This is a genomic window from Bdellovibrio sp. ZAP7 (assembly GCF_006874645.1).
Classification (GTDB): Bacteria; Bdellovibrionota; Bdellovibrionia; order Bdellovibrionales; family Bdellovibrionaceae; genus Bdellovibrio.
In genome coordinates, this window is record NZ_CP030082.1 from 541,883 (window position 1) to 561,230 (window position 19,348).

Here is a 19,348-nt window from a genome sequence, read left to right on the forward strand (position 1 = left end):
TGAGGCGACTGCTTAAGTTATGAAGAGATTTTTAAAATAAATTTTGAATTTTAATAATGAACAATGGTGAACAAGATTTAAGCTCAGGCGAACCCTGGTCGTTTTACCGATATGACCAAAAATTAGACGCTTTTATTAAGACTTACCTGGATTTCCAAGGTGGTATAGCGAACTTTGAATGTTTGAATAAGGCCGTGATGTTGTTGAAGCTCTTTATTCAGTCTTGAGACCGCCATTCTTAAACGATGATATTGGGAATCGTCATAATTCAAGTCACCAAATAAATTAGCGACGACTTTTTCTGAAGCCAGCTGATCCGTCTTTTCTTTGAGAAATTGCGTCAGAATATCCAGCAAGAGCTTTGCATTTTTCCCCGCGTATCTATTGGAGCCGATCATCACATCACCATGGATAACTGAAATGCTTTCAGAGATACTGCTCTTTAAGCATTGACTCCATTTATCCAAAAGGACCTTTTGCGAGTCTTGTGGCAAAGATGAAGCTTTGAATAAAAACTGTTTACGCAGTTGAGTTTGCAAAGGACCCTGAGGAGCATCCTGAATTTCATAAATGATTCGCTTGAGTTCATCCAGGGTCCCCGCCACAGGTACAACCTCCACTTTTCCGATATTGAAGAATTGCGAAAACACCGCATTTTCATAGGCATTAATCTGACTGAATTGGAGTTTTGATGAAAGGCATTGCAACAATTTCGTTGATGGACTTTTCTCAAGAATCATTGCCTCCTCTAGGAAGTGACAAACAAGCTGCCTTAAGTCGACTGGTGAAAGGTTGCTCTCGATGAGATTTAAAATGCGCTTTTCGACAATCTCGACACCCAACAACCGGATCTCAAGAATAATAAGGGCATGAATAACGTCAAAATCAGACTCTGTCCCTACACGAAGACCGCTTGAAAGAACATTATAGATCTTAGCAGATTCGCCATTATTTGTTCCCATAAATGAACTAAGTCGCACGATCTGGGCGAGGGCTTTTTCTTGGAAAGGTCCGCCAGCGCCTAGTACGGAGGCGTCGTTGAAATAGTTCAAAGCAGAACATACATCAGCCTGCAATTCCTTTATCTTACCAATAAAGATCAGCGTTCTAAGCAGAACATCAGTGTCCAAGGAATTTCTATTTTTAATAAATTCTAATTCTAGCTTTTGACTGTACTCGCCAAAGGCAAGAACATCGTGAGCCAAAAAAGAAACCGCTGTCAGATCGCTTAAGACAGGAAGTGTGGCGCCGAAATTGTGGACGATATTTTTAAGCTCTGAAAATGATTTTTTAAGATCGCCCTTGATTAAACTCAACTTGGCTTGATAATAAGCGACTTCTGCGCGCGATACTCCGGTCGTCGCAGAGGCTTGCGAGAGTAAATAAGCGAGCTTTTCAAGATCTCGTTTCTGAAAGGCTTCCTCGAACTGAATTGTTGTTACTGCTGCTGAGTCCACGATTCCTTCCGTAGGGTTTCTTTTTGAATTTCTTTAATTCTATTTACCAATTCATCAATTTTAGCTGGAGTCTGTGGATCCTTTGGGTTCGTCAATATAATTTCGCGGATCTCATTGGTTTCCGGCGACCAGCCTCCACCAATGCGCGGACTTGGACCGCGATTTCCCAGAACTCGCGGCAAACCCCAGTGAGGAACGGAAAGAAACTGGCAAAATCCGATCTTGTGATTATTCACCGTAAGCGTCGATTTGCGGAGTTCTTGAAGGTTTTTATAAACCATCTGACCCGTCGTCTCTTTTGAAATCTTCGGGCAACTAGCTGGTAGCATTCCATCTGCCACAGATGAAGTGTCCATGCCGCCAGATAGTTTGCCTTTGGGACGGTACATAGCATCCGTCATACGATAGATGGTCGGAAGATTTTCTAGGAAACGACCAGTACATGTTGTTTGAGAATTCGCACGAATGTTCATGCCATAGAGGTAGCGCATCACCTCAGCTTCGAAAAATCTAGCTCTTTCAGCCGCAAAATTGAAATAGAACAAAGGATTTGCCAGCAGACTCCAGGATCGACATGTGCTCTGATATTTAATCTGATAGGACGTGCCGTCGTCTGTGGAGTACAGCTTGGAACCTGTATACCGACCATCAAACAGCATCTCATTAATTAAATTAGATGTTATATCAAACTTAATTGCAGTCTCGTGAGCCAGTCTTGCGACAACCGCCGGCTCAGTAATTTCGGAAATCTTTTTAAAAAAGAGATACGTGTTCCCGTGAGGTTCTGTCCAGCTTTCAAAGTCATCGACCTGATCTGTAATCACAAAGATAACTTGCGTGTTTGCGTAAGATATAACTTGATCTTTAGGGGTCGTATTTTTTCTTTGGCAGTTCTTGATAATTTCATCAACTGTTGCGCGGCTGGCTCCAAGGGCGGCCTGAAAGCTTTCCGCGTGGGATTCATTAAATTGCCTGCAGATCTCGTTCGCCTGTGGCACCGAGAAAATCTTTTTATAGCTGGCATCGACTAGAGCTTGATATACCGGATACTTTGCTGCTTCGATCGTCACGACGTCATAAGGCAGCTGGTTTTTGCCAATAATTAGACCGCTTAAGGCCGCCATCGTAGCTAGAAAAAGTTTTGCAGAAATCATAAACTTTCATAGTGCAAGTCAAAGGCCCGCCGGGAACGAATTATGAAGAATAGACTGGCCGAGTGTCATTTTAGGCGTACCACCCGAATAAAGTTTGAACGGTCTCATTTTGATACAGCCACTGAGGTCGTTAAATTACAAAAAAATCCAATGCCAATGATGCCACCTCTTCTTCAGGGGATTCTTTGATTATGGGTTTTATTTTTTGAATGGACTGGATAAGGATCTCTTTGATTGTTTCGATATCCTTTTTTGAAATTGAAACGACGGAGGAGTAGTGGAGACCTTCCGTGGGATCTTTTTCGATACTCTGAATAGCTTTTAATCTCCAGTTTATATGATGTCTTGCAATCATTGGCGAGTCTGATCCTAAATGAATCTGCTTTTTACCGATGATAAAATCATTATTGCGTCCCATTTCAATAATTCCGGCGGTAAGCAAGAAGTCCAGTGCGTCTGAACATTGCTTAATACTAATTCCTAAATGACTGGCGATTCGCTCGGGTGTTCGACAGTTCTTTAAAGAAACCGCAGCATGGACTGCTCCATAAATCCAAGAGCTGTAGTATGTGGACTGGCTTCGCTCAGATAGATGAGGCTCAACTTTTAATCGGTTTTTGAGCACCACTCGTGACTTCTGAAATTGACGAATTTGCCTTAAAAGCCTGTTTTTAAGATTTACCGATCCAGATTTGCCCAGTTGTACAAGCAATAGGAAGTAATCTCCATGCTCATCGGTATGTCCTAGAAACTCGTTAACGCCCTCTGCTTGCTCATTGCTAAAATGGGCGTCTCCTCGGAGAACTTGGGCTGTATAGGCCGTGTGGCAGCCGATGCTTCTAGAAAGAGAGGCTCTACTTCCTCGGCCTCCATTATCCAATTCATCTAGCTTGTCGTTTAGAAACTCTTTGTAGTCAGTGTATTGAAATAAATCGATCATATGGCTAAGTAATACTTAGCGTAGGTGCAAATTGCTAATTAATTTTATGTTGCTGAGCGCCATTGGCGGCGATATATAGCTGTCCATCAGAGAGGATGGATATTTATGAGAAAGATGATTGTATTAGTATGGGTTCTTCAGTGTTTGGCTGGTTTAGCGCACGCTACGGTAATTGGTGTGGACAGCAGTGGTGGTGGCAACGAGTTGGTCGGTACATTCGTGAGCATTGCCGACAATGTTTTAGACAAAGTCTCCTTTTCTTCCGCAGACAGAAATTTGTTAAAAAAGGCGCTCCTTTCAAGTCGCATTGTGAGTGTTAAAACGTTGACGGATGCAAAGGGGAACGCTGTGCCCGAGCAAAGTCAAATGTTGGCATATACTTATAAGGGCCTCATTCAATTAAAAGAGTTTAAAGACGGTGAAGACTCTTGGGCACGTGCCATAGCCGAGAAGCGTTCTGTCGCCTATATCGTCATTCATGAGTTATTTCGAGCTTCTGGTGTAACGAACCGTGAGGGGCGCTCTATTGACGACATCTACCAGCTGTCGGTCATGATATATCGACTCAACGAGGTGGACAACTTCGGTAATTTATCTGAGCCGACTGAACTTCATTATTGGAAGTGTCAGTGTTTTGAAGGTGAAAATGACAGCTCTCCATCTGCAGGATTGAATTTGATTGATATTAGTTCGCTTCTTAACGCCGAGAAAAAAGCGGTTTCAGTCTGTCAAAAAGAGCTATCGGTCAAAAATTCTATAGCTCGATGTCAAAAGTTTGTGGGGAACCCCGCCAATAACTAAAACCTCTACAAATGAGTTTTTTAAATCAACAACAATAGACAACGTCAATGGAGACAACAATGAAAAAAATAATTTTATCAGTCGCCCTAGTTTTCGCCTCCCAGGTATCGCTTGCCAGTGTTCAAACGCCGTCAGGAACAGTCACTATTTTTTATGCTGATAAATCTGGGGCCTTCGCTTCAATCACAGGAGATTTAGCACAATCTCTGTATGACAATGGTCGAAGCCTTGAGGGTAACCCGCATATCAAAGCAATCGATCGTTTCGTTTGTGGAAACTCGTCCGTTGGCATGAAGTGTATTACGGTGCTTACAGAAATTACTTCGATGGAAGATTCTGAGATCGCGGTAACTTCACAGTTCGACACCGATAAGGCGACTTTTGTTATTTGGATTGTCGGTGCAGACGCAATGAAGATCTACAATGGGATGGAAGATGCGTTTGAACTCGTTCCTGGGCTAAAACTTTCTACTGAGTTCGTTTGCGCAAAGGGTGATAAAATTGAGAAGTCAGCCTGCTATCTATCCTTTTATGTGAACGGCAAAAAAGTACCGGCTCTGCCTCAAATGAAAAAAGTCGGCCTGAATTTCAATTAGCAAGAGTCTTTTTCCAACTTCTGCGGAAAAGGGAGACCACCTCGGTGGGCTTCTAAGCAATGTGGTTTGTTATTTGCTGACAAAAATTGTCGAGATAGAAAAGTGCCGTTATACGCAATAGAAGGGAAGCAATGATGTTTAAAGTTAAAACTCCAAACCTATTTTGTCACATTCGATCAAGTATTATTCAGGGCACATTTACTATTGTTGCATTATTCTCTTCAAGTTTGTCGTTTGCTGTAATCAATGGAGGCGCAGCAAATGAGAATCGTTTTAACGCTGTGGGTGCGCTTAAAATAGGCGATAACAGGAGCGTCGGGTGCACAGCGACCCTGATCGCACCGAACTGGATCGTAACGGCTGATCACTGTATTCACGCAACAGATGGTGGCGAAGAAGAAGGAGGTAATCCACTGCCTCCTGAAGGATACGAGTTCCGTCTAGGCAATGACTTTAAAAAACCTGTCTCTAAAATAAAAATCAAACGTTGGGTAGCTGGCCCTGAAGTTGACGGGCAAACTTTAGACATCGCCTTCGGTGAATTGTCCAGCCCGGCTCCTGTCAGTGATTTACATTTATCAGTCGTTCCTGCATGGTCTTTGAAATGGGATTCAACGGACATGCAAAGCTCTTATATCCACGTCGGATACGGCGTTAACGAGGCTTTTTCCTCTCGGCCATCACCGCTTTCGGATAAACGTCAGCAGGCAATGTTGACAGTGACCGCTAATGAAGGAAATGCACTTTTAAAACTCTTTGGTAATTCTCAAAATCTGGGTGCATATATTGAGCAGTTTCATCCACAATCTCTCGAAGCTGAAGATTTGGATTCGATTATTGCCCATGCTGATCTTGGTTCCGGCTATTATGTTTCCGCGTGGGACGGACGAGGTCGTAAGAACCTTTCAGATATCCAGATGCCATCTGGCGGTTGGCAGGACACTTGTTTTGGCGATTCGGGCGGCCCTCTTTTGCGCGAAATCAATGGACAACTAGTTGTGGTGGGGGTCGTGAGCAAGGGGATGGACCGTATATGTTCACCTATGGGCACCAAGTTTACGATCTTCAGTCCCCCAGTTCAATTTCTGATGAAACAATTGGGAATTTAAGTTCTTCGGTCCATACCGGTAACTCCAAAAGGACAATGTGTGGCTCGGCTGTGTGGTACTGCAGATTAGTCGATCCAAACCAATTTTTTAGCCATGTCCTTCATTGTGTTTTCGTGAACCAGGTAAGAACCCTGATCCTTCAAGCAAATGATACCTTTGCGGTAGTCGCAAGAAGTGCCCCAAGAGTTGCGAACCATATAGTAACAAGCATTGCCGATTTTCTTACGGCCTACGATCGTTGACGCGTGACCCGCACCAAAGATTCCGCCGACATCTGTGATTTCAGAGGCGTCGTATTCCAATGAAATAAGTTTACGACGGTTTAGCAACCAATCGATTTGATCATTGATAGATTCAAACGGGTGAGTTTTCTTGCCCCAGCTTTTGTAATCCAACTCGTTGCGAAGAGCGATGGATTTAGAACGGCAAGAACTGTCCAGGAAGTAAAACACCACGTCTTCAAGGCTCACACTACGATTGTTCAAAAGATATTTTTTGATCGTCGCTGGAGGAGTCGCCGGGAAGAAACCCTCAACCAATTGATCAAAAGATTTTTGGCAAAGATCGTTGCAAGTGCCTTTGCGAACGTCCTTCATACGGTTCATCAAATAAGCCATACCATTATGAACAGTGGTTCTGGAAGTGATGTGAACTTCTTTAGTTCCTTGAGATGGAATGTCACTTTCTCTGCAAACATGTCCCAACTCATTCATTTTCTTAACGGCGATGCTAACCATGCCGCCTTCAGGAGTTGTGGTTTTGTTCACAACGCCACGTCCGATTTTTCCCAGCAAAGTCACTTGGCTTGAATAGTAGGCTGACAAATGAAGAGCAGAAATAGGGGTGCCTACCGCTTGGCTCACGATATCGGCAGCTGTGTAGCCATAGCACCAACCGATATCACCCTGATCAGAAGGAGTGGTCATAAAGGTTTTTACATCCGCAGGAAGGCTTTCGCGCACATCAACGGTTGAACAATCATTAGCTGCATGAACCTGTAGTGCACAGATCGCAATTACTAAGAAGCCCCAAATTCTCATGTAAATTTTCCCCTGCTTTAAAGTTCGTGACGTATCCCAAAGGATTAGAGCTTTGTCTATGCCGGAATCGGTTAATCTGAGAATTAATCTAAACTTAATGTACCGTGAAATTTCTACATTGCTGGCTGTTCACTTGATGATAAAACCCAACGACGCTAACTTCGGATTTTTAAAGGAGAATTCGATGAAAACGTTGGCACTGGGTTTAGTTCTTTTGGCTTCCACAGCAGCTTCTGCAGCGACAAAGTGTGTCGCAGTAACAGAGCGCATGAACCTTAAAATCGTTCAAAAAGAGGACTCTGTCGGCGTTCTTTATTCAATGAATCCTCGTGATCTAAGTAAGTACGGCAAGCAGTTTCCAGGTCTGACAATCTCTTTTCAAGAGGGTGAGGTTTACGACATCAAGGGTACAACAGTTGATGGCTTGGTTAACAATAAAGATGTTCTGACCAAACTTGTGGTGAATGCGATCTACAGCACGGCATTCTTTGGCGGTGAAGAAGACATGGCTTATGTTGAGGCCGGAGATCTGATCAAAGCATTAAAGTGTGAATAAAATAAAAAACCCCGCTGATAAAGCGGGGTTTTTAGTTTGAAGCTTTTAAAATTTCTTAGAACAAGTTCTTGAAGAAACTTTTCACTTTATCAAAGAAACCCATCTCAGCTTTCGGAGCGTCGATCGAACTTGGTGAGCGAGTCGCATCACACTTATAAGAGATGTCGATTTTGCTGCCGGCTGGAACTGGCGTATCAAACACGATACTCATACCCACCGTGCGGTAGCTTAAAGACGCCATTGCCGGAGTGATTTTAACCACCGGCGTACCAACTGGGGTACATTCCAAATTCACAGAACCCAATGAATCAACGATTTTATCCACGAACAAATTCATGTTCGTTCCGAAATCAGCTTCACAGATGCTACCGATACCACCACCTGTCAGACCTGAAAGGGCAGCGTACTGAACACCATAGTGGCTCTTAGAACCCGCAGCGTCCTGAGTTTTCATACAAGCTGCATCGCCTGGTTTCACGATGATTGAATTCACCGTGAAACGTTTTTTAGCACCGAACGTCGACTTTACGTAATCCACGAACACTTGTGGTTTGTCTTCGTTTTCCAAAGCAAAGTATTCGTCTTTATAGTACTGCTGAGAAACATCGCCACCGATACTGCGTTCGTCTTCGTCAGAGATAATGATGTATGCAATCGCTGCATCGGCACGGTAGCAACCGCTGACGCCAGAGTAGTGATAGTCACCATTGTAAACGTGGTGATAAGCCGCTTTGATCGCGCGCTCGTCATTCGAGTTAACATATCCCGCGCCCACATAGTTGATGGTTTGCGCAAAGATGGTTGAAAGATTTGCTGTGCCACGTTTCAACACCAAGCCCAGGCTTGTATTCGGGGAGGCGCTGTTAGTTTGCCAGTAAACCGAAGCACCCCAAGCTGTCGTGCTAGCGCCCGTCGGAAGAGCACGAGTGACCGTCACACACATTTGCCAATCAAGATTTTTAGTCGATTGCAAAGTGGATACAAAGCTTGAAAGTTTCGCTGCTAACTTTTGATTGTCTGCAAGCATGGAGTTGGAATCGTCCAGTACCAATACGATGTCCAATTTATTGTTCGAAGCTTCGACCGTGCTACTGTAAGTCACATCACGAGTGGGTGTCGGCGTCGTAGTTGGAGTTGTCGTCGGACTTGTCGTTGGCGAAGTCGTAGGACTTGTTGTTGGAGACGTAGTAGGTGAGGTCGTTGGACTTGTTGTAGGACTCGTCGTCGGTGACGTTGTCGGAGAAGTCGTAGGCGACGTCGTGGGCGTAGTCGTCGGAGTTGGCGACTCAGTCGGTGTGCTAGAAGTTTTCACAGAAGGTGATTCGAATTGCACCGGGCTGCAAGCCGCAAGGCCCAACATCACTATTGGCAACAAGGCCTTTTTATGTAGAGACAAAAACATACTTCCATTTCCCCTTTGGCCCAGAATAGCATAGGAAGCGACTTCGTCTCAAAATTTACCAAGTCCAGTCTGGGTTTGAGACAATCCAGACCTTCGTCTCATTGTGGGAACCGTCCAGGGAATACTAGAATCAATAGATGTTGCCGCGACCGCTTTATCAGGAGGCATGGTGAGCTTTTGGTTTTTAACTCAATTGTTGGTGAACGTTATTCTTTTGGCTGGAGTAGTTGGCGTATGGGTACGCATGAATCGCCCGGCTAAGGATGACCCCCGCTTGAGCAAAGGCCTCCAACTTCTGCAAAGTAAAATCGCCGTATTGGAAGATCTGTCGGATCGTACGGAGACTCAAGTAAATCAGCTAACAGCTTTGCTGGAGCAAAAAGTAAAAGACATCCAATCCAAAATTCAAGCCTCTGAAAAACAGATCGCGAAGATCGATCAAAGCATGCAAAAAAGCATGGAAGTGGCAAAGATCTTCCAAGACCGTATCCCGCATGAAGAAATCGTGGAACGCCAGAACACTATTAAATATGTCAAAGCCGCTCGTTTGGCTCACCAGGGTTTAAGCGCTGATGAGATCGCAAAACAAGTGGATCTTTCACGTGGCGAAATTGAATTCATCGCCAAAGTGAATAAAGACCAACTGATGTTCTGTGAAGACAGCCTTCCTGAATGGGCGAACGAAGAAGCCGATGAAACATCTGCATCTTCGTCACAAGATTTCAGTGACGTGGATAACATGAGTTTCTTGCAGCCCTTGCAAAGACCAGGCTCTGATATCAGCGACGTTTTCGAAGTTCCAAAAACTGAAAACGATGCGATGAAAAAACTGGGGGACGCTTTCAAAGCCGCTTGCCAAGAAGTCGAAGAGGAAGAAGCGGCCGCGGAAAAAGCTCCAAGCATCTTTGATGTCACACACAATATTGCACAAAATTTCCTGGGTGAAAAACCCATGGCTGCAACTCCCACTGCGGTTGTTACAGAGAAAAAACCAGCGGCTGCGAACAAGCCGGCTGCGGCTAAGCAAGCAGCGACAGGTCCCAATATCCGTCCTGTTGAATTCCGCCGCATCGATCTTGTGAAAGATCTGGAATAATCAGTGGCCAATTCCGCGTTCTTGAAATCCCTGACCAAAGGGCAGATTCTTCACTCGATTGTTGAGGAAAAACAATCGGGCGCAGACGTCCTTTGTAATTTTAATGGGAACCTTTTAAGAATCGCCAATCGTTCCGGCCAACCGATGGAAAAAGGCCAATCCGTTCGTGTGCAAGTAAAGTGCGCCGATCCCCTCGAATTTCAAATTTTTGATCCCAACACAATAAAGTTTGAACGTGTAATTTGAAATCCAAGACCCTGACTTGTTTGCGAGTTTAAGGGCTCAGCGGAAGACTGTAATTACCGTTCAATATCACCACGAAGCTAGGGGAAAGATATGCGAGCGTTCCAGGGTCTTCTATTTTCCGTTCTATTGGTAGCAAGCCAAGCGGCTTTGTCTTCACCATCTCAACTAAAAATAAATCATGACATCGTTGGCGGCGTGCAAGCCGAGCGCGGTGAATTCCCGTGGATTGTTTCGCTTCAGGATAAAGAAGGTTGGGCCTACTGCGGTGGCAGTCTGATTGATAAAAAATGGGTGCTGACGGCTGCCCACTGTGTGAAGAAGGTGCCAGATTTAGTGATCGTGGGACTTTATCAAATGACCAACGAAACGGGTGCTGAAGTTCATGCTCCCGGTCGCATCATCGTTCATCCGGGCAAAAAATATTTCTCGAACGATTATGATTTCGCGTTGATTGAACTGAAAGAGCCTTCGAATATCACGCCGGTTGAAATGAACTCCCAGGAAATTCAAATTCCGACAGATCCTAAAGCACCTAAAATCATGTCGACGGTTGCCGGTTGGGGCACTTTACGATCAAACGGTGAAACGCCTGACATTTTAAATAAAGTCGATGTGCCATTGTCGCCAGCTGAACCGTGCAACAAGGTCTATTCACCCTTTGGATATGACGTAACGGATCGCATGCTGTGCGCGGGCCTGGAAGCGGGTGGGAAAGATTCTTGTCAGGGTGATAGTGGCGGACCGTTGGTGGTTAAATCAGAAGAGAAAGTTTTATTGGCAGGTATCGTAAGCTGGGGCATGGGTTGTGGCGAACCGAATTACCCGGGTGTATATGCAAAAGTAAACTCTGTGACCGAATGGATTAAGCAAACTATGGCAGGAGAGGAGCCTGCTCCTAAACCTTAGTCCAGTGCCGCTGGACCTAAAGACAGAAAATACCCAAATTGGAACTAGCCTTTGAGCCCCCTGGAAAAACAATGAACAATGTCTAAGCACATTTATTTTTGAAGGATTCAAAAAGAGAGAGGACACGGACATGAAAGTTTTGAACTACCTATTAGTAGCAGGTCTAGTATTTACAGGTGCAGTTTCCACGGCAGCGCAAAAAGTTGGCGCGAAAATCGTTGGCGGCGAGGAAGCAGCTGCGGGCGAATTCCCATATATCGTTTCTCTTCAAGGTTCATATGGTGGCCATTTTTGTGGTGGTTCTTTGATCAAGCCTAACTGGGTTTTGACAGCTGCTCACTGTGTGAAAGGTTCTACAATCAAAGCTATCAAAATCGGTCTTTTGAGCCAAAAGGACACGACGAATGTTGAAACATTCAAACCAGTTAAAATCGTTGCGAACCCGGGTTACCCAGGCCCTGGCACTGATTGGGACTTTGCTTTGATCCAATTGGAAGGCAACTCTGCTTACACTCCAGTTGATTTGAATACAGCTGAAATCGCGATTCCAGAGGACGGTACTCAAGTTATGTCTACAACTGCTGGTTGGGGCGCAACTAAAGAAGGCAGCTATGGTCTTCCAGACAAATTGCAAAAAGTTGACGTACCATTGGTTACTCAAGCTGAGTGTAACAAGGCCTACGCTGGTAAAATCACAGATCGTATGATCTGCGCTGGTTATACTTCTGGTGGTAAAGATTCTTGCCAAGGTGACTCTGGTGGTCCATTGGTTTCTAAAGCTGACGACGGTCACACTTACCTTATCGGCGTAGTAAGCTGGGGTAAAGGTTGTGCACGCGCGGGTTACCCAGGCGTTTATTCCAAAGTCAATGCGGCAATTGAGTGGATTAACACGACAATCGCTGAATAAATCTGAGCTTTAAACTCAATTTAAACGAAGCCCGTGGTAAAAAAGCCACGGGTTTTTTTATGCCAAATAGCGCCGTTTCGCAGGGCTTGCTTTTTCCCTAAAAAAGGCACATTTCTTATCCTATGCAAAACAAAGAATTCGATATTTTAATAGTCGGTGCCGGCATTATCGGTACTTCCGTGGGTGCTGAACTTTCTCGTCGTGGTTACAAAGTTTGTGTGATCGATAAAGGAACCGTAGGTCGCGGTTGCTCTTACGGAAATGCAGGCTGGATGACTCCTTGCTTTTCGATGCCGTTGCCAATGCCTGGTATGTTCCTGAAATCTATGAAGTGGCTGGCAAATCCTAACAGTCCATTGCATATCAAGCCGTCCCTATCTTTGGATTTGGCTGCTTGGTTGTTCCACTTCATGAAAGCGATGAACGAAACTCAAGCGCGTCGCGCGGTTGAAGGCTTGGTTGTTCTTTCGCAAAAATCCTTGGTTGAATACAAAAAACTGGGCGACAAATATCCAAAAACTCGTTTCGAGCAAAAAGGTCTTTTGATGGTTTCCCGCACTAAAGAAGGTGTGGCAGCAGCTGTTGAAGAACTTGAATACGTTAAAGGCGTTGGCGTTACCGGCAAACAAATGACCGGTGAAGAGCTTATGGCTTTCGAACCTGCATTCCGTCCGCCAATGTTGGGTGGTGTGTACTTCGATCAGGAAGCTATGGCAGAGCCGTTCCAAGTGGTTCAGGCAATGGCTGAAGAGATTCGTAAAAACGGTGGCGAGATCATCGAAAACTGCGAATTGATCGATCTTGAAATCTCGGGTGGTAAAGTTACCAAAGCCCTTACTTCTCAAGGCGAATTCAAATTCAAAGAAATCGTGGTTGCGACGGGTAGCTGGTCAAAAGATTTGGCGAAACTTTTGCGTCTAAGAATTCCTATCTTGGGCGGTAAAGGTTACGCAATGATCGTACCTAAACTTGAAAAACAACCTAAGTATCCGATCATGTTTATCGAAAACAAAATTGCAATCACTCCGCGTGAGAACTCTTTGCGTATCGCGGGTACTTTGGAACTTGTGGATCAGGATTTCTCTGTCACTGAACGCCGTGTGAACAACATCAAACGTGGCGCAGCTGAATTGTTGTATCTTCCAGAGCAATTGGAAGTTCAAGAATTGTGGGCAGGTCTTCGTCCATGTACTCCAGACGGTGTGCCTTTGATTGGTTACCACGATAAGATCCCGAATTTGATGTTGGCCGTAGGCCATCAGATGTTGGGTCTTCAATCCGGAGCCGGCACAGGCTTGCTGGTTGCGGATTTGATCGACAAGAAAACTCCATTCGTCGATCTTGAAATCTTCGCTCCAAACAGATTCTAAAAAAAAAAAAAAGCCCGGTCTCCCGGGCTTTTTTTTATTCTTAATTTGGCAGTCCTACGATGGTGCGTGCTTTGGGGCGGTCGAAATAATTGAAAACATCATCAATCATGGCGGCAAGGTTCTCGCGATCGCTGACTGCGAAATGCAGTTTACGTAAAGCTGTGTACTTGGCTTCTGTTCGCATAAAATCCTTCACCACTCCACCCAATTGTTGGCAAGTCATCGAAGGTTTTTTCCCTGTTTGCACGTATGAGTTTAGGAAGTCTTCGATCAACGGGAACTTGTCGCTGTCAAAGCTGGCTTTATCAATCGCTGTCAGAAAATCAGAAAGCGACATTGGTTGAAAGCGTTTCGAGATCAATTGTCCTACGTTGTAAACTTCAATCTCTGCGCCTTTAGGCAAGTAAACTTGCATGCGCACATAGCAGCCACCATCAAGCGAAGTAATCGCGCCATCTTTGATTTTGATAGAGCAAGAATAAGAACCATAGCTAGTTAAGCTTAAAGTGCTGCCATTATTTTGGTGACTGATGTTGCCAAAAGAGCCGCCGTTTTTAGAAACTGTGAACAGGCGAAGATAGCCTTCTCCCGCTGGAATATCTGCAGAGTAAGCAACTTCCACGTCAGCCGTGAAACCAAAAATGTTCATTTTGATCGCGTCTAAACCTTGAGTGTTCAAAGAAACATCTTCAACGCGGGGATTGAATTCCGAAGGAATAGATGACCATTTGAGTCTGTTCTTAGGAGCGAATCCGCCACCATGTTCATCCGTAGTGCCACCGCAGCTAACAACGACTGATGCTAAAATAAGAGCGATAGAAATTTTCAACAATTGAAACATGGAACCTCCGCAAAATCCAAGGATGGCATGGGAGTAACTGACGATACAAATAAAAAAGGCTGATCCATGATCAGCCGTTTCGATGCAATCTGTTGGAACAGACTATTTCTTTTTGCCTTTTGCTTCGACTTTTTTAGCAGCGGCCTTTTCTTCTTTAGCAGCAGCAGCAGCTTCTTTTTTCGCTCCAGCTTTTTTAGCCTTACGTTGCTGGATAATGCGATCCAAAATGTCGTAAGATTCTTTTTGAAGATCGTTTTCGAAAACGAAACGGTAGAAACCTTCGATCTCAGGGCTTTGACGGAACTTTTTTAGTGATGTGGGCAAGCTTTCAGACTGTACGAAATCAATGGAGCTACCGTCTTTTGAGAGCTTAACTTTATCTGCCATCTTTAAATCCCCTAGTGTTTTTAAGAACTTGTACATTAAATCAAAGCTTCGAATCAAGCATTAAATGCCCTGCAGCGGTCTGTTTTATTTCCGTTTAGATTAACTAAACCATTGAATTTCTTTGATAAATGCAGGAAATTGGGTGCTCATCACCGGGGAGGGTTTTCAGTGCTCATTTTAGATGGCAAAGAAGTATCAAATCACGTTCGCGCCTCCCTGATTCCCCGAATTGCAGCCTTTAAAAACAAAACTGGCCGCGCGCCCCATTTAGCGGTGGTCATTTGCGGGGAAGACCCAGCCAGCCAGGTTTATGTCAGAAACAAGAAAGCGGCCTGCGAGAAAGTCGGCATGACTTCGACGATTCACGCTTTGCGCGCAGACATCACTCAGGAAGAGCTGACGGAAATGATCGAAACACTCAATGCCGATGAAGGCGTTGACGGTATTTTGGTGCAATTTCCTTTACCAAAACATTTAAGTTCTCATGAAGTTTTGCAGACGGTTTCGCCTTTGAAAGACGCAGACGGTTTGACGTACAAATCTCTGGGGTATTTCTTTGCAGGACAACCTCTGGTCAGCCCGTGCACTCCTAAGGGAGTGATGACGATCCTTAAGCATTACAACATCAATGTTGAAGGCATGAATGCGGTTGTCGTGGGTCGCAGTAATATCGTGGGAAAACCAATGGCGATGTTACTGACCGAAGCCAACGCAACGGTGACTTTGTGTCACTCTAAAACTAAGAATCTGGCGCAATTTACGAAAAATGCAGACTTAGTTGTTGTGGCCGCCGGCAAAGCCCAGCTTCTGGGTAAAGATGATTTCAAGAAAGACGCTATCGTGGTGGATGTCGGCATGCACGGCTCCGGCCAGGGTGGAAAATTATGTGGTGACGTCAGATTTTCAGAGCTGGAGGGGTGGGCTAAGGCTGCAACCCCAGTTCCTGGCGGAGTTGGCCCCATGACTATTACAACGCTCCTTGAAAACACTTGTCTCTTGGCTGAAAAAAGAGTCTGACTAGTTCCTATATTTCGAGGTTCACAATGTTCACAGGATTTTTGAAAAACGTATGGTACGTGGGTTTGCCAAGTTCGGAACTCGCAATCAATAAAGCAACTGCGCGCAAAATTTTGAATGAGCCGGTGGTGTTTTATCGTGATTCAAAAGGCAAAGTGTCAGCAATGCGCGACATCTGCCCCCATCGTGGGATTCCGTTAAGCTATGGACGAGTAGTTAACGATAATCTTGAGTGTCCTTACCACGGTTGGAAATTCGATGGCACTGGTATGTGCACGGAGATTCCTTCTTTGTGCCCGGATCAGGATTTGAATCCTAACAAAATCAAAGTGCGCAGCTATCCCGTGCATGAAGCCCAAGGTTTGATCTGGGTTTTCATGGGCGATAAAGATTTCGATCTGACAAAGGTTCCGCAACCACCCGTGATGCAGGGATTCCCTGAAGGTAAAAAACCAAATCTTACTTACGTGGTGAATTTCCCATGTCACGTCGATCACGCCGTGATTGGCTTGATGGACCCAGCTCACGGACCTTATGTTCATAAAAGCTGGTTCTGGCGTTCTGAAAAAACCATGCTCGAAAAGAAAAAACTTTTCGGCCCCGTGGACTTCGGCTTCCAGATGATTCGTCATAAACCATCTTCAAATTCCAAGGCCTATAAATTATTGGGTGGAGTACCGACGACGGAAATTACTTTCACTCTGCCATGTGTTCGTGTTGAACATATTCAGGTCGGGGAGCGTAAGTTCTATTCTTATACGGCATTGACTCCGGTAGATGAAAAGAACACGCGTGTCACTCAATTGGCAGTCTGGGATATCCCATGGTTGTCTTTGTTCAAACCTGCAGTCGATAAATTCGGTAAAGTCTTCCTGGGACAGGACATGGATGCTGTTACTAAGCAACAAGAGGGTTTGAAATACGACCCAAGTCTCATGCTGATCAAGGACGCTGACACCCAGGCAAAGTGGTATTATTCTTTAAAGACGGAATATCACAACGCCTTGGAAGAAAAGCGTCCTTTCGTGAATCCGGTAAAACAAACGGAACTTCGCTGGAGAAGCTAAGAATGCATAAAATTTTTTGGAGCTTGGTTCTGGCAACGGGTCTTACTTGTCAGGCCCAAGCCCTGAGTTTGAAATACGTGGGCGAGACCTCCATCGTCACCGGAGCCAAATTTGATGAAACCACTATCGGTGGTCTTTCAGGTATTACTTATGCTGACGGGATTTTAAATGCCGTCAGTGATGATAAAGGCCGTTGGGGGGAACCCCGTTTTTATCAGTTCGATCTTAAGATTGACGGCAAAGGTGTCACTCTTGTTCCCAAATCCGTAAAATTCGTAAATGGTTTGAAAAAAGAGGGCTCTCGCAAAGCCTTTTTGGATTTGGAAGGTTTGGTAGCCATGCCTGATGGGGATTTCCTGATTTCCTCTGAAGGTAATAACGATTTAAAACCTCGTTCTATGCCGCGCGTGTTTCGTGTCGCCGCTGATGGCAAATGGAAATACGATATTACGATTCCTGATAAGTATCTTCCAGAGCGCACAGGACAGCAATCCAAGGGCATTCAAAATAACGGCGCCTTTGAGGGGTTAACAGCCACTCGTGACGGTAAATTCGTTTTTACTTCACTGGAAGCCCCACTGACTCAAGATATCGATATGGAAACCGAGGCGAATGGTCCCATCATTCGTATTTTGAAGTTCGAGGATCGCGGAGCTCAGCGTGGCTATTTTACGCCAGCTGCAGAGTTCACGTATAAAATCGACGCCTTCCATGACAATCAAATCGGGCGCGAGATTTTCCGGGGCGTTTCCGAGATTCTGGCTTTGTCAGAATCGAAAATAATCGTTCTGGAGCGTGGAGCACGTATTTACGGTAAGGGCTGGAAATCCACGGTGGGCTTGTATTTGGCAGACGTAAGCAAGGCCACGGATACGTTGGCTATGGTAAAGCTTGCAGACCACAAATACACACTTGCTGAAAAAGTGAAGCTGGTGGATTTTGAAACCGATCTGACCAAAGAGCGTGGCAAAAAAGACGTGCAAAATTTCGAAGCCCTGGCATTCGGACCGAATTTGCCAGATGGACGTCGTACATTGCTGGTGATGTCGGATAATAATTTTTCCAAGAACGAAGTGACTGAGCTTCTGGTTTTTGCAATTGAAGGTGAATAAGAAATGACGATGACAGTTTGGAGACTTCGTACTGGCGCTGATAAACGCATTCGCAGTGGACATCCTTGGGTGTTTTCTAATGAACTGTCAGTGAGCCCCAAAGGATTACCTCCGGGGACACCTGTGGAGCTTCAAGATGCCAAAGGCCAGTTCCTGGCGCGCGGCTACGGCAATCCTCATTCCTTGATTGCGTTTCGTGCTTTGACTTTCAATTCACAGGACAAAGAACCGACTGGTTTCAACTTCCTTCATGATAAAGTTTTAAATTCCTGGAAAGTTCGTAAGGCTGCGGGTTTCCGCGGCAGCTTCCGTTTGGCTTTCGGTGAATCAGATTATATTCCCGGTTTGGTTTTAGATTACTATGTGATCGATCAGGGCGGAAAGCGTGCTCAAGTATTCGTCGCTCAATTGGTGACTGCGGGTATGGATCAAGCTTTGCAAAATACCGAAGCATTCTTTCATGGCCTGACTGAAAAAGCCAAAGAGCAAGGTCTTTCTGAATTCGATTGGTCACAAACTGCTGTGGTCATTCGTAACGACGTGAGCGTGCGTAAGCTTGAAGGCTTGACGGGCAACGAAGCAAAAGTGATCAAAGATCTTCCTGATTTCAAATTGGACCATGTCGAAATTCTTTTGAATGCGGCAGCAGACGCCGGCGTTATCAAAATGAGTTGTGATCTTCGTGAAGGTCAAAAAACTGGTTTCTTCCTGGATCAAACGCACAATATTTACCTGGCGATTAATTTATTTAAGAACTGGGCAAAACAACAAAATACCAAATCCATCCGCATTTTGGATTTGTGCTGTTATGTGGGTCACTGGTCGACGCAAATCACACGTGCTTTAAAAGCCGAGGGGTTTGATGTGGAAGTTTCCTTGGTGGACGTTTCTAAAACAGCTTTGGCATTTGCTAAAGAAAATGCCGAGCGTGAAGGGGCGAAAGTCATCGTTCACGAAATGGATGTTTTGGAAGGTCTGACAAATCTGCCGACTCAACAGTACGACATCGTGATTGCGGATCCGCCAGCATTTATTAAAGCAAAAAAAGACATCCACGTTGGTAAAGCGGCTTACATCAAAATGAACACGCATGCTTTCCGTTTGGCCAAAAAGAACGGTTTTGTGGCGTCTTGTTCGTGCTCTGGTTTGCTGGAGGAAGAAGAATTCCGCGATGCCATTCGTAAAGCTTCATTAAGAAATTACTCCGAAGTGCGCAGTGTTTTGCGTGGTGGCCATGCGGCAGACCATCCAACTTTGATGCAATTTCCTGAGGGTTTCTATCTAAAAATGTACGTTCATTACATCGTATAACCGTTCTTAGAGGCTTCGCTGGACCAAGGG

At 44.9% G+C, this 19,348-nt stretch carries 19 protein-coding genes; 12 read left to right on the forward strand and 7 right to left on the reverse strand.

Annotation, left to right across the window (positions count from 1 at the left end; all coding sequences use genetic code 11):
- Positions 1-122 precede the first annotated feature (122 nt).
- The 3 genes from DOM22_RS02735 to DOM22_RS02745 form a co-directional block, all read right to left on the reverse strand.
- Positions 123-1,457: a hypothetical protein gene (locus DOM22_RS02735; RefSeq protein ID WP_142698913.1), complete on the reverse strand. Its 1,335-nt coding sequence runs from the start codon at positions 1,455-1,457 to the stop codon at positions 123-125.
- Positions 1,439-2,611 carry a hypothetical protein gene (locus tag DOM22_RS02740; protein WP_142698914.1) on the reverse strand — a complete coding sequence of 391 codons (1,173 nt, stop codon included), beginning with the start codon at positions 2,609-2,611 and terminating at the stop codon, positions 1,439-1,441. The genes DOM22_RS02735 and DOM22_RS02740 overlap by 19 nt, the downstream gene beginning before the upstream one ends.
- Positions 2,612-2,741: 130 nt before the next feature.
- Entirely contained in the window at positions 2,742-3,551 is an 810-nt protein-coding gene (locus DOM22_RS02745) for a TIGR02147 family protein (RefSeq protein WP_142698915.1), read from the reverse strand.
- Between the two features lie 105 nt (positions 3,552-3,656).
- Between DOM22_RS02745 and DOM22_RS02750 the strand changes: the two genes are divergently transcribed.
- From DOM22_RS02750 to DOM22_RS19980, 3 genes are all read left to right on the forward strand, one after another.
- Entirely contained in the window at positions 3,657-4,352 is a 696-nt protein-coding gene (locus tag DOM22_RS02750; RefSeq protein WP_142698916.1) for a hypothetical protein, read from the forward strand.
- Positions 4,353-4,411: 59 nt separating this feature from the next.
- Positions 4,412-4,948, forward strand: coding sequence for a hypothetical protein (locus DOM22_RS02755; protein ID WP_142698917.1), 537 nt, complete (start codon positions 4,412-4,414; stop codon positions 4,946-4,948).
- Positions 4,949-5,079: 131 nt separating this feature from the next.
- A complete protein-coding gene (locus DOM22_RS19980; protein WP_142698918.1) occupies positions 5,080-6,057 on the forward strand; it encodes a trypsin-like serine protease in 978 nt (325 codons plus the stop codon).
- Positions 6,058-6,122: 65 nt separating this feature from the next.
- Here the strand turns inward: DOM22_RS19980 and DOM22_RS02765 are convergent, their stop codons facing one another.
- Positions 6,123-7,097: a hypothetical protein gene (locus DOM22_RS02765; RefSeq protein WP_142698919.1), complete on the reverse strand. Its 975-nt coding sequence runs from the start codon at positions 7,095-7,097 to the stop codon at positions 6,123-6,125.
- Between the two features lie 184 nt (positions 7,098-7,281).
- Here DOM22_RS02765 and DOM22_RS02770 point away from each other — a divergent pair, with 184 nt between their 5' ends.
- Positions 7,282-7,653: a hypothetical protein gene (locus tag DOM22_RS02770; protein ID WP_142698920.1), complete on the forward strand. Its 372-nt coding sequence runs from the start codon at positions 7,282-7,284 to the stop codon at positions 7,651-7,653.
- A 55-nt stretch (positions 7,654-7,708) separates the two neighbouring features.
- Here DOM22_RS02770 and DOM22_RS02775 read toward each other — a convergent pair whose 3' ends face one another.
- Positions 7,709-9,055, reverse strand: a complete 1,347-nt coding sequence (locus tag DOM22_RS02775) for a hypothetical protein (protein WP_142698921.1) — start codon at positions 9,053-9,055, stop codon at positions 7,709-7,711.
- Positions 9,056-9,221: 166 nt separating this feature from the next.
- Between DOM22_RS02775 and DOM22_RS02780 the strand changes: the two genes are divergently transcribed.
- The 4 genes from DOM22_RS02780 to DOM22_RS02800 all read left to right on the forward strand — a co-directional run bounded on the left by DOM22_RS02780 (position 9,222) and on the right by DOM22_RS02800 (position 13,583).
- Positions 9,222-10,151: a DUF2802 domain-containing protein gene (locus DOM22_RS02780; protein ID WP_246845823.1), complete on the forward strand. Its 930-nt coding sequence runs from the start codon at positions 9,222-9,224 to the stop codon at positions 10,149-10,151.
- Positions 10,152-10,487: 336 nt separating this feature from the next.
- On the forward strand, positions 10,488-11,303 hold the full coding sequence (locus DOM22_RS02790; protein ID WP_142698923.1) for a serine protease: 816 nt from the start codon (positions 10,488-10,490) through the stop codon (positions 11,301-11,303).
- A 130-nt stretch (positions 11,304-11,433) separates the two neighbouring features.
- On the forward strand, positions 11,434-12,213 hold the full coding sequence (locus DOM22_RS02795) for a serine protease (protein ID WP_142698924.1): 780 nt from the start codon (positions 11,434-11,436) through the stop codon (positions 12,211-12,213).
- A gap of 122 nt (positions 12,214-12,335) precedes the next feature.
- The gene (locus DOM22_RS02800) at positions 12,336-13,583 is read left to right on the forward strand and encodes an FAD-binding oxidoreductase (protein WP_142698925.1); all 1,248 of its coding nucleotides are present in this window, start codon (positions 12,336-12,338) and stop codon (positions 13,581-13,583) included.
- 40 nt (positions 13,584-13,623) lie between these two features.
- On the opposite strand, the gene DOM22_RS02805 is transcribed toward DOM22_RS02800, so the two are convergent.
- On the reverse strand, positions 13,624-14,424 hold the full coding sequence (locus DOM22_RS02805; protein WP_142698926.1) for a DUF4476 domain-containing protein: 801 nt from the start codon (positions 14,422-14,424) through the stop codon (positions 13,624-13,626).
- Between the two features lie 102 nt (positions 14,425-14,526).
- Complete coding sequence (locus DOM22_RS02810) at positions 14,527-14,811, reverse strand: hypothetical protein (RefSeq protein WP_088615508.1); 285 nt, start codon at positions 14,809-14,811, stop codon at positions 14,527-14,529.
- Positions 14,812-14,979: 168 nt separating this feature from the next.
- Between DOM22_RS02810 and folD the strand changes: the two genes are divergently transcribed.
- Genes folD through DOM22_RS02830 form a run of 4 tightly spaced genes read left to right on the forward strand, consistent with a single transcriptional unit; the run spans position 14,980 to position 19,318 of the window.
- A complete protein-coding gene (gene folD / locus DOM22_RS02815; RefSeq protein WP_142698927.1) occupies positions 14,980-15,828 on the forward strand; it encodes a bifunctional methylenetetrahydrofolate dehydrogenase/methenyltetrahydrofolate cyclohydrolase FolD in 849 nt (282 codons plus the stop codon).
- A 26-nt stretch (positions 15,829-15,854) separates the two neighbouring features.
- Positions 15,855-16,895: an aromatic ring-hydroxylating dioxygenase subunit alpha gene (locus tag DOM22_RS02820; RefSeq protein WP_142698928.1), complete on the forward strand. Its 1,041-nt coding sequence runs from the start codon at positions 15,855-15,857 to the stop codon at positions 16,893-16,895.
- A 2-nt stretch (positions 16,896-16,897) separates the two neighbouring features.
- Positions 16,898-18,007: an esterase-like activity of phytase family protein gene (locus DOM22_RS02825; RefSeq protein ID WP_142698929.1), complete on the forward strand. Its 1,110-nt coding sequence runs from the start codon at positions 16,898-16,900 to the stop codon at positions 18,005-18,007.
- A gap of 3 nt (positions 18,008-18,010) precedes the next feature.
- Complete coding sequence (locus DOM22_RS02830; RefSeq protein WP_246845824.1) at positions 18,011-19,318, forward strand: class I SAM-dependent rRNA methyltransferase; 1,308 nt, start codon at positions 18,011-18,013, stop codon at positions 19,316-19,318.
- Positions 19,319-19,348: the final 30 nt, after the last annotated feature.